Genomic DNA, 9,858 nt, shown 5'->3' on the forward strand with positions numbered 1-9,858 from the left:
GGTGGGCGGCGGCGTCTTGGCCGCCCCCCACGTCCGCGCCGGTCTCCTTCACCTTCGCCGCGAGCGACCGCAGATTCTCCGGGACCGTCGGGTCCGGGAAATGGTTCGGGAACCTTCCGTCGGCTTCGCAGAAGAGCTCGACGACCTCCAGCCCCATCTCGCGGAAGAGGGCGGGGGCGACCGCGCCCGCCGTCCCGTTCCCCGCGTCCACCACGACCTTCAGCTTCCGCGGGATCGACAGGTTCGCCGCGACGAACTTCCGGTACTCCGGAACGATTTCGCGCCGCTCCAGCTTCCCTTCCCCGCGACGGAACTTCCCCGCCTCGATGATCCGGCGCAGCTCCTGGATCATCTCGCCATAGATCGACCCGAGGCCGATGCAGAGCTTGAACCCGTTGAACTCCGGCGGGTTGTGGCTGCCGGTGATCATCACCCCGCCGTCGGCGCCGAAACGGTGGATCGCGAAGTACAGCAGCGGGGTCGGGCAGACGCCCACGTCGATCACGGCGAGCCCGGCCGAGAGAAGCCCCTCGACCATGGCGTCGCGGAACCCCGGCGAGGACAGCCGGACGTCGCGGCCCAGCGCGACGGTGCGGACGCCGCGCTCCGCGGCGTAGGTTCCGTACCCCCTGCCCAGCATCGTCACCGTGGCCGGATGCAGGTCTCTCCCCACCACGCCGCGGACGTCGTACTCCCGGAAGATCAGCGGGTTGATCGGATGCGGTACGTCAGTCAAGGTGGATCTCCATGTAGGTTTTCGGCGCACGGTGGGAAACCTTGGTCCGGTGCGCGGCGCGCGCCACTTCCCTGCTGACCGCGGCGACGACCTTCCGGTCGAACACGGACGGAAGGATGTATTCCTCGGTGAGCTCCTCCCTGCCCACGCACGAGGCGATCGCGGCGGCGGCGGCCAGCTTCATCTCCTCGTTGATGCAGGAGGCGCGGGTGTCGAGCGCCCCACGGAAGATCCCGGGGAACGCCAGCACGTTGTTGACCTGGTTCGCGTAGTCGGAGCGGCCCGTCGCCATGATCCGCACGTGCGGCCCCGCCTCCTCCGGCTGGATCTCCGGGTCGGGATTCGCCATCGCGAACACGATGGGGTCCTTCGCCATCTTCTTCACGTCCTCGACGGTGAGCAGCCCCGGACCCGCGAGCCCGAGGAACAGGTCGGCGCCCGCGATGACGTCGGAGACCGCCCCCCGCTCGCCGTCGGGGTTCGTGTTCTCGGCGTACCACTCCTTCATGAAGTTCCCGTGCTCCCTGCGCCCCTTGTACAGCGCGCCCGCCCGGTCCACGCCGATGATGTTCCGCGCGCCCGCCCGGAGGAAGATCTTCGTGCACGCGACGCCCGAGGCGCCCACGCCCGCCACGACGATCTTCAGATCCTCCATCCGCTTCTTCACGATCTTCAGCGAGTTCAGGAGGCCGGCGAGCACGACGACGGCGGTCCCGTGCTGGTCGTCGTGGAGCACGGGGATGTGCATCGCTTCCTTGAGGCGGTCCTCGATCTCGAAGCAGCGCGGGGCGGAGATGTCCTCGAGGTTGATGCCCCCGAAGGTGGGCTCGAGCGCCTTGACGATGCGGACGATCTCGTCGGGGTCCTTGGTGCCGAGGCAGATCGGCCAGGCGTCGATCCCGGCGAACTCCTTGAAGAGCGCCGCCTTCCCCTCCATGACCGGCATCGCCGCCTCGGGGCCGATGTCGCCCAGCCCCAGCACCGCCGTCCCGTCGGAGACCACGGCGACGGAGTTGCGGCGGGTGGTGAGGGCGAAGGACTTCTTCACGTCCTTCGAGATCGCCATGCTGACGCGGGCGACGCCGGGAGTGTACGCCATGGACAGGTCGCTCCGGGTCCGGATCGGCACCTTGGGCCGCACCTCGATCTTTCCGCCGAGGTGCATCAGGAAGGTCCGGTCGGAAACGTTGACGATCCGGACGCCCGGAACCGCCTTGACGGCGTCGATGATCTCGTGGGCGTGCGAGGTGTCCCGCGCGCGGACCGTGATGTCGCGGTGGACGGCCTCCTTGGTGATGCCTGACAGGTCCACCGCCCCGATGTCCCCGCCGGCGCTCCCGATGGCGGTCGTCACCGTCCCCAGCATCCCGGTCCGGTTCGGGATCTGCACGCGCATCGTGATGCTGTAACTTTCGCTCGGAGTCAATGTCGGCGTCATGGCCCGCTCCTCCCCGCGAGGCCCCGCTTGGGGCACACGCGCTCCAGCCCGCACTGCGGGCACCGCGGTTTCCTGGCGACGCACACCTTCCTGCCGTGCCACCCCAGGCGCGTGGTGAACTCCCACCATCGCTCCCGGGGGATCGAACCTGCGAGATCCTCCTCGATGCGCTCCGGATCCTTCGACCCGGTCAGGCCGAGGCGGAAAGAAACTCTGGCGACGTGCGTGTCCACCGGCAGAGCTGGCGTCCCGAAGCAGGCGCCCAGCAGGACGGAGGCGGTCTTCCTCCCCACGCCCGGAAGGGCGGTGAGCTCCTCCATCGTCCGGGGCACTTCGCCCCCGTGCTTCCGCACGACCGCCGCCGACAGTTCCCGCAGCGCCTTCGCCTTGTTCCGGTAGAACCCCGTGGAGCGGACCAACTCCTCGATCTCCTCCTGCCCCGCCTCCGCGATCTCCGCGGGACCGGGGAAGGAGCGGAACAGCTCCGGGGTCACCTTGTTGACCCGCTCGTCGGTGCACTGCGCGGCGAGGACCGTGGCGACCAGCAGCTCGAACGGGCCGCGGCAGTCGAGCAGGATCCGCGCCTCGGGATACTCCCGGGCGAGAAAATCGAGGACTTCCCCCACGGGAGCCGCTCCCTTCCCGCGGGTCATTCGAGCACCTCCCTCCGGTAGACGACGATCTCGAATCCCTGGACGTCGACCTCGAAGACATACCCTTCCACGGTGCAGGAGTACAGGGTCGCCTCGGCCTCCCCGTCCTCCGCGCCGCCGCCGGGGAACGCCCCGCGCGCGTCGAGCCAGTCGATCATCGCCCGGACCTCGCGAAAGGTCATGTCCATCTCGGTCACGACGTTGTAAATGCGACCGTTATGCAGTATCGGATAAATTTCGAAATTCTCGGTATCCACAGTGAGGCCAGTTTACCACGCAGGATTGAAAGTGCCGTCCCGGTCTGTTACCTTCAAGCAGACCGGACGCTTCCGCCGAAACGGGAGGGCCAATGATCATCCGCGACATCTTAGAGCACAACGCACGGATCCATCCCTCCAAGGTCGCCCTCTCCGAGCGCAACGAGGAGGTCACCTACCTCGAGCTGCGCCGGAGGGTCCGGAAACGCGCGGCGGCGCTGCAGCGGCTCGGAATCTCCCGGGGCGACCGGGCCGCGATCCTGGCCCACAACACCATCGGCTCGGTCGAGTTCTTCTTCGCGGTGACGCACATCGGGGCGTCGGTCGTGCAGCTCCATCCCACGCTGGTGGGGCGGGAGATGGCCTCCGTCCTCCAGGACGCGGAGGTCAAGGCGCTGTTCCACGAGGCGGACCTCGGCGGGAAGATCGAGGAGATCCGCGCGTTCCTTCCGCAGATCCCGGACATCCTCCGCATGGACGATCCGCGCCTCACCCTTCCCGAGGGCGAGGAGGGGCCGGAGGAGGACCCGGCCGTGGAGGCGAAGGACATCGCGCTGGTGGTCTACACCAGCGGTCCCACCGGCCGTCCGCGGGGGGCGATGCTCTCCCACCGGAACCTCATGGCGGCGTCGGTCTACTCCGCCATGGAGCTCGGCTTCTCCCGGAGGAACGTCTACCTCTCCTGCGCGACGCTGCCGTACCTGGGCGGAATCGGGCGGATGCTCCGCTTCTTCCACGTCGGCGCGTCGATCATCCTCCAGAGGGAGTTCGAGCCGATCGAGGTTCTGCGAACCATCGAGCGGCGCTCCGTCACGCACGTCGTCCTCACCCCGTCGATGATGTACCGGATCCTCGACGCCCCTTCCGCGTCGCGGTTCAACCTGTCGACCCTCCAGATGCTGCTGTACGGCGGCGCATGGATCTCCGTGGACCTTCTCAGGCGCTCCATCGGCTTCTTCCGCTGCGGCCTCGTCCAGTCGTACGCGCACGTGGAGACCAGCGGCGTCCTCACCTTCCTCCACGAGGAGGACCACTCCATGGACGAGAACCTGCCGTACATGAAGAAGCTCATGTCCGCCGGGCAGGAGGCGGTCGGCGTGCAGGTCCGCGTGGTGAACGAGGAGGGGCGCGAGGTGCCCCGGGGGATGGTGGGCGAGGTCATCGTGCGGGGGAGGAACGTGTTCGAAGGGTACCTGCACGACCCGAAGGGGACCGCAGAGGTCCTCCGGAACGGGTGGCTCTACACCGGGGACATGGCGGCCGTCGACGAGGAGGGGTACATCTACATCGTCGACCGGAAGCGGGACACCCTGATGGTGGAGAGCGTCACGGTCAGCCTCAAGGAGATCGAAACCATCGTGGCCGAGCATCCCTCGGTGAAGGAGGCCGCCGTCGTCGGCCGCCCGGACTACACGATGGGCGAGGTCCCCGTGGCGGTCGTCGTGCTGAAGGAAGGGGAGAAGGAGGACCCCGAGGGGATCCTCGAGCATTGCCGGAGGAACATGGCGCCGTTCAAGGTGCCCCGCTCGGTGGAATTCGTGAGCGTGTTCCCGCGCAACGCGCAGGGGAAAGTCCTGAAGGCGACGATCCGGGACCGGATCGCGGCCCGTCGGCGGTAGAGCCCGCTAAGCCTCCCCGAACCACTCCGCGGTGAACGCCTGCAGCGTCGCCCCGCGCCGCCAAGCGCCGGGCGGCAGGCCCGCCTTCACGCACGTCTGGTCCAGGAACGTGTCCCGGTCCCACCCGAGCTCCAGCGGCACCTGCGGGAGCAGAAGCCCGCGCCGCCCTCCCTGCGATACCATCAGCCCGTGCCGCCCCACCTCGACCTCTTCGGGACGGATGGGAACCATGGGCGTGAGGACGGAGATCTCGACGTCGAGGGAAGGCAGCTCCCCGGCGGTGACCGGCGGGAACCTCGGGTCTTCGGTGGCCGCGGCCACGGCGCACTCCTGCACCACCTTGTACAGCGGCGCAACGGCGTCCGTGTAGCCGATGCATCCCCGAAGCCGCCCCGCTTTCTTCAGGGTGACGAACGCCGCCCCGGGCGCGGCGAGCTTCCCGGACGCGTGTCCTACTGCGGTCACGTTGCGGTCCTTGAGATAGTCCTCGAGCGTCCTGCGGACGATCCCGAGAAGCGCTTCCCGCTCCTGCGGGTCGAGATACATCGAGCCCTCCAAATTTCGATATGGGAACATTATAACCGGATCCGATCCTGACAGGTCAGGAAGTACGGGACGATGTCCGGGTCGAACTGCGTCCCGGCGCACCGGCGCAGCTCCGCAGCCGCCGCCTCCACCGGCAGCGCCTTCCGGTACGCCCGGGTGGAGGTCATCGCGTCGAAGGTGTCGGCCACCGCCATGATGCGCGACGCAAGGGGGATCTCGTCGCCGGCGAGGCCGGCCGGGTAGCCGCGGCCGTCGTACCGCTCGTGATGGTGAAGGATGGCGGGGAGCAGGGGGCGGAAGAACGGGATCGGCTCGAGGATGCTCTTGGAGATCCGAGGGTGGCGGACGACCTCCTCGAACTCCTCCGGGGTCAGCTTCGAGGGCTTGTTGAGGACCGACTCCCGGACGCCGATCTTTCCCAGGTCGTGGAGCTCCGCCGCGCGCCGCAGATCCTCCACCTCGGGCGCGGAAACCCCCATCTCCTTCGCCGTCGCCACGGAGTAGATCGTCACCCGGTGCGAGTGCCCCCGCGTGTAGCAGTCCTTGGCTTCGAGCGCATTGGCCATCGCGTCGATGGAGCGGACGTACATCAGGTTGATCTCGTCGGTCTGCTCCATCACCTTCTTCTCGAGATTCACCCGGTAATCCTCGACCTGCCGCTCGAGCTCCTTCTTCCGGAGGGCGTTTTCGAGGGTGATCAGCAGGACGTCGCTCCCGAAGGGCTTGGTGAGGTAGTCGCACGCCCCCAGCTTCAGCGCGGAGACCGCGACGTCGAGATCGGCGTTGGCCGACATGACGACGCCCGCGGTCCAGGGGCTGCGCTTCGTCCATTCCTTGAGGAGGGAGATCCCGTCCATGACCGGCATCCGGATGTCCGTGAGGAGGATGTCGTACATGTACCCGTTGCCGTCGATCTTGTCGAGCGCTTCCCTCCCGTTGGCCGCCTCCTCCACGGCGTACCCGGCCTGCTCCAGCCACTCGCGGACGAGGAAACGCAGGAACTCCTCGTCGTCGACGACCAGGATGCGGGCGCCGAGGCGCCCCGCCAGAAACGGCTGCTGTACGGATTCCAGGGGCAGTTTCATGCAACCCGTTTTATCGGAAATTTGTCCTGAAAACTGTAAGGGAATTTTTCTTAACGGATTCGAATAATTACCCTACACCCGCCGCCCGTTACACATTGAACCGGACATGGACGATGTCCCCGTCCTTTACGACGTATTCCTTCCCCTCGAGGCGGAGCTTCCCCTCCGTCTTGGCCTTCGCCATGGATCCGCACCGCAGGAAGTCCTCGCTCGGGATGACCTCGGCGCGGATGAATCCCTTCTCCAGGTCGGAATGGATCCGGCCCGCCGCCGTGACCGCCGTGCTCCCCCGCCGGACGTTCCAGGCGCGCACCTCGTCCTCGCCGACCGTCAGGAAGGAGATGTACTGCATCGCATCGAAGGCGCCGCGGACCAGCCGGTCGCGGGCGGAGCGCCCCGACCCCATCTCCCGGAGGAACTCGGCCTGCTCCGTCGGGGAAAGCTGGGCGATCTCCTCCTCCACCTTGGCGCACAGGCGGACCAGCGGGAGCTTCGCGTCCGCCGCCGCCTTGTCGAGCTCCGGGTACGGGACAGCCCCAGCCGCCTCCTCCCCCACGTTCAGGACCAGGAGCATCGGGAGCCGCGTGACGAACCGGAAACCGGAAACGGCGCGCTCCTCCTCCCCCACGAGCTCGATGTCCCGAAGCGGGATCTCCTTTTCGAACGCCGCGATCGCCTTGTTCAGCGCGGTCCACTCGGAGTCGCGCTTCGCCTCCTTCGTCATCCGCTCGACCCGCTTCTGCGCGACGAGGTAATCGGAGAGGAGCATCGCGGAGGCCATGTCCCGGAACTCCCGCACGGGATTCAGCCCTCCCGGCGGCGCCGGGTGGAAATCGTCCTCGAACCCCCGCAGGACGAGGACGAGGACCTCCACGTTCTTCAGCGCGGCGAGCGCCTGCGTCGAAAGCGGGTCGGGCTCCCCGGCGTCGATGTCGTGGAAGGCGACCGTGACGTGCGTGGTCTTCTTCGGCTTGAAGATCTCCGACAGCCGGTCGACCCGGTCGTCGGGAACCTTGATCGCGCAGACGCCCGCGTTCTTCCCCTGGGACGCGCCTTCCGCCGGGCCCGCCAGCGCCCGGAACAGCGTGCTCTTGCCCGAACCTGCATTTCCGAATATCCCCACTTCCACCGTCGATCTCCTCTTTCAGTCTTCCGGGATTCCCGCCAGAAGGTCGAACTCGGGGAAGGTTAGCCCGGCGACCCGCGTCCTGGCAAGGACATACGTCTCCTGCCGGACGAATTCCCGGAATCCCGGCCGCGCCAGGATCCGCTCCACGTCCTTGTGCTGGGTACGATGGCACCGGAAGGCCCGGAGTTTTGTCTCCGCCGACCCCGCGGTGTCGATGAAGGTGGTGAGCTTTTCGAGGGGGACTCCGGACAGCGGCAGCTCCCACGCCGCCAGGACCTCCCGGGGGAGCTCGAACTGGTAGAGCTTGAAGGGGGCGAACGGCGCGGCGCCGGTCCGGGCATGGCCGGGATACCACCCGGGATCCCCCGCCCGGTCGAAAGCGGTAAGCGCGACCTCGCACATCGTCTTATGGTCGGCGTGCCGGGAGACCCCCTCCGGCCCGAAGCCGACCACCACGTGGGGGCGCACCCGGCGGATCGCCTCGACGGCGGCCTCCACCAGGAGCTCGCGGGGCGTGCCCGCGAGCTGCCCGTCGAGGAAGCCGAGGAAGTGGACCTTCGCGGCGCCCAGGACCGCCGCCGCCTCCTCCAGCTCGCGCGACCGGACCTCGCCGAGATGCTCCCGGTCGGTGACGGGCGGATCGCCCAGCATCCCGGCCTCTCCGCGGGTCGCGGGGGCGAGGTGAACCTCCGCCCCCTGCGCCGCGTACTTCGCGATCGTCCCGCCCGGACCGAACGTCTCGTCGTCCGGGTGGGCCAAAAGAAACAGGATCCGTCTCGGCATCGCGCCGCGCCTTCCCTTCAACGTGATACCGGTAAGATATCACCATCGGGCTCCCGGCGCGGAGCCGGCCGAACGCGCGCCGCGCGTCAGGCGTTGTAACCCGCCTCCCCGTGCTGCGAAAGGTCGAGCCCCACCAGCTCGTGCTCCGGGTCGACCCGGATCCCCATCGTCTTGTCGAGAAGGACGAGCAGCCCGTAACTGACGCAAAACGAGTACGCCGCGACGACGCCCACGGCGAGGAACTGCGTCTCGAGGAGCTTCGGGTTGCCGTAGAGCAGGCCGTCGGCCCCCGCCGGGTTGACGGCGACCGTCGCCAGCAGGCCGGTCGCCAGCATCCCGAGCATCCCGCCCACGCAGTGGACGCCCACGACGTCGAGGGAGTCGTCGAGGCCGACCCTCCCCTTGACCATGACCGCGCCGTAGCAGACGGCGCCGGCCGCCGCGCCGATGAGGAGCGCGGACACCGGCTGGACGAAGCCGGAGGCGGGGGTGATCGTTCCCAGCCCCGCGATGCAGCCCGTCGCCGCCCCGAGGACCGTCGGCTTGCCCCGGTGCGCCCACTCGGTGAACATCCAGGACAGCGTCCCCGCGGCCGCCGCGGCGTGCGTGGAAAGGAACGCCCGGACGGAAAGCCCGTCGGCCGCGAGGGCGGAGCCGGCGTTGAACCCGAACCAGCCGAACCAGAGCATCCCCGCGCCGAGGACCGTCATCGGCAGGTTGTGGGGCGCCATGTTCTCCGTCCCGAATCCCTTCCGCTTCCCGACGACGAGGGCGGCGGCGAGGGCGCTGATCCCGGCCGTCAGGTGGACGACCGCGCCTCCCGCGAAATCGAGCGCTCCCAGCTTCCGCAGCCATCCCCCCGCCCCCCAGATCCAGTGCGCGACGGGGTTGTAGACCAGGAGGGACCACAGCAGGCAGAACACGAGGTATCCCGAGAAGCGGAACCGCTCCGCGAACGCCCCGGAGATCAGGGCGGGCGTGATGACGGCGAACATCATCTGGTAGATCGCGAACGCCTGGTGGGGGACCGTGGCCGCGTAGGTCCCGTTCGGCTCGATGCCGACCCCTCCGAGGGCGAACCAGGAAAGGTCGCCGATGACGCCGCCTACGTCGGGGCCGAACGCCATGCTGTACCCGACGAGGATCCACTCGACGCTGATCAGGCCGATGACGATGAAGGACTGCATGACGGTGCCGAGGATGTTCTTCTGCCGGACCATCCCGCCGTAGAACAGGGCGAGCGCCGGGGTCATGAGCATCACGAGCGCGGATGAAACCAGCAGCCAGGCCGTGTCTCCGTTGTTCACACCGATACCCTCCTTTAGCCCGCATTTCTCACCAGCCTCCTACTGCGTCGGCGGATACGGGCATGTCTACTGCGTTGCGCTCGGTCGCGACGCCTTGTAGCCATGCCCGTCTCCACCGCCTCGCTACGGACGCTGGTGAGAAATGCGGGCTTGTCAAGGTGATGGGGCCGCCCGAAGGACAGCAATCGGCATGCCATGGCGGAACCGCAGCTTTTCCGGAAGGTTGGGCGGGGGAGGCGAAAACAGGCAGGACAATAGTGTAGAATTACGAATAATTACGTATATTTATAAACAATTACGTCGCG

At 67.8% G+C, this 9,858-nt stretch carries 10 protein-coding genes; 1 reads left to right on the forward strand and 9 read right to left on the reverse strand.

Going from position 1 to position 9,858, the window contains the following annotated elements; genetic code table 11:
- The 4 genes from AB1346_13500 to AB1346_13515 all read right to left on the reverse strand — a co-directional run.
- Nucleotides 1-736, reverse strand: a 736-nt coding sequence (locus tag AB1346_13500) for a phosphomannomutase (protein MEW6721456.1), incomplete at its 3' end; no start/stop codon positions are given.
- Nucleotides 729-2,174, reverse strand: coding sequence for a malic enzyme-like NAD(P)-binding protein (locus tag AB1346_13505; GenBank protein MEW6721457.1), 1,446 nt, complete (start codon nt 2,172-2,174; stop codon nt 729-731). The genes AB1346_13500 and AB1346_13505, both read right to left, overlap by 8 nt.
- Entirely contained in the window at nt 2,171-2,827 is a 657-nt protein-coding gene (gene nth, locus AB1346_13510) for an endonuclease III (GenBank protein ID MEW6721458.1), read from the reverse strand. Before nth ends, AB1346_13505 begins: the two co-directional genes overlap by 4 nt.
- On the reverse strand, nt 2,824-3,009 hold the full coding sequence (locus AB1346_13515; GenBank protein ID MEW6721459.1) for a hypothetical protein: 186 nt from the start codon (nt 3,007-3,009) through the stop codon (nt 2,824-2,826). The genes nth and AB1346_13515 overlap by 4 nt, the downstream gene beginning before the upstream one ends.
- A gap of 167 nt (nt 3,010-3,176) precedes the next feature.
- Between AB1346_13515 and AB1346_13520 the strand changes: the two genes are divergently transcribed.
- Complete coding sequence (locus AB1346_13520; protein ID MEW6721460.1) at nt 3,177-4,703, forward strand: AMP-binding protein; 1,527 nt, start codon at nt 3,177-3,179, stop codon at nt 4,701-4,703.
- Nucleotides 4,704-4,709: 6 nt separating this feature from the next.
- On the opposite strand, the gene amrA is transcribed toward AB1346_13520, so the two are convergent.
- From amrA to AB1346_13545, 5 genes are all read right to left on the reverse strand, one after another.
- Nucleotides 4,710-5,249, reverse strand: a complete 540-nt coding sequence (amrA, locus tag AB1346_13525) for an AmmeMemoRadiSam system protein A (protein ID MEW6721461.1) — start codon at nt 5,247-5,249, stop codon at nt 4,710-4,712.
- Between the two features lie 29 nt (nt 5,250-5,278).
- The gene (locus AB1346_13530) at nt 5,279-6,334 is read right to left on the reverse strand and encodes an HD domain-containing phosphohydrolase (protein MEW6721462.1); all 1,056 of its coding nucleotides are present in this window, start codon (nt 6,332-6,334) and stop codon (nt 5,279-5,281) included.
- 88 nt (nt 6,335-6,422) lie between these two features.
- A complete protein-coding gene (locus AB1346_13535; protein MEW6721463.1) occupies nt 6,423-7,463 on the reverse strand; it encodes a DUF933 domain-containing protein in 1,041 nt (346 codons plus the stop codon).
- Nucleotides 7,464-7,478: 15 nt separating this feature from the next.
- Nucleotides 7,479-8,246, reverse strand: a complete 768-nt coding sequence (locus AB1346_13540) for a PIG-L deacetylase family protein (protein ID MEW6721464.1) — start codon at nt 8,244-8,246, stop codon at nt 7,479-7,481.
- Nucleotides 8,247-8,332: 86 nt separating this feature from the next.
- Nucleotides 8,333-9,553, reverse strand: coding sequence for an ammonium transporter (locus AB1346_13545; GenBank protein ID MEW6721465.1), 1,221 nt, complete (start codon nt 9,551-9,553; stop codon nt 8,333-8,335).
- Nucleotides 9,554-9,858 lie beyond the last annotated feature (305 nt).

Source organism: Thermodesulfobacteriota bacterium (assembly GCA_040758155.1).
In the GTDB taxonomy this organism is placed as follows: Bacteria; Desulfobacterota; Deferrimicrobia; order Deferrimicrobiales; family Deferrimicrobiaceae; genus UBA2219.

What these genes read in the sequence shown, in the direction of transcription:
- nth (MEW6721458.1), bottom strand. Translation starts at nt 2,827, where the DNA reads ATGACCCGCGGGAAGGGAGCGGCTCCCGTGGGGGAAGTCCTCGATTTT.
- amrA (MEW6721461.1), bottom strand. Translation starts at nt 5,249, where the DNA reads ATGTATCTCGACCCGCAGGAGCGGGAAGCGCTTCTCGGGATCGTCCGC.
- AB1346_13540 (MEW6721464.1), bottom strand. Translation starts at nt 8,246, where the DNA reads ATGCCGAGACGGATCCTGTTTCTTTTGGCCCACCCGGACGACGAGACG.
- AB1346_13530 (MEW6721462.1), bottom strand. Translation starts at nt 6,334, where the DNA reads ATGAAACTGCCCCTGGAATCCGTACAGCAGCCGTTTCTGGCGGGGCGC.
- AB1346_13505 (MEW6721457.1), bottom strand. Translation starts at nt 2,174, where the DNA reads ATGACGCCGACATTGACTCCGAGCGAAAGTTACAGCATCACGATGCGC.
- AB1346_13520 (MEW6721460.1), top strand. Translation starts at nt 3,177, where the DNA reads ATGATCATCCGCGACATCTTAGAGCACAACGCACGGATCCATCCCTCC.
- AB1346_13515 (MEW6721459.1), bottom strand. Translation starts at nt 3,009, where the DNA reads ATGACCTTTCGCGAGGTCCGGGCGATGATCGACTGGCTCGACGCGCGC.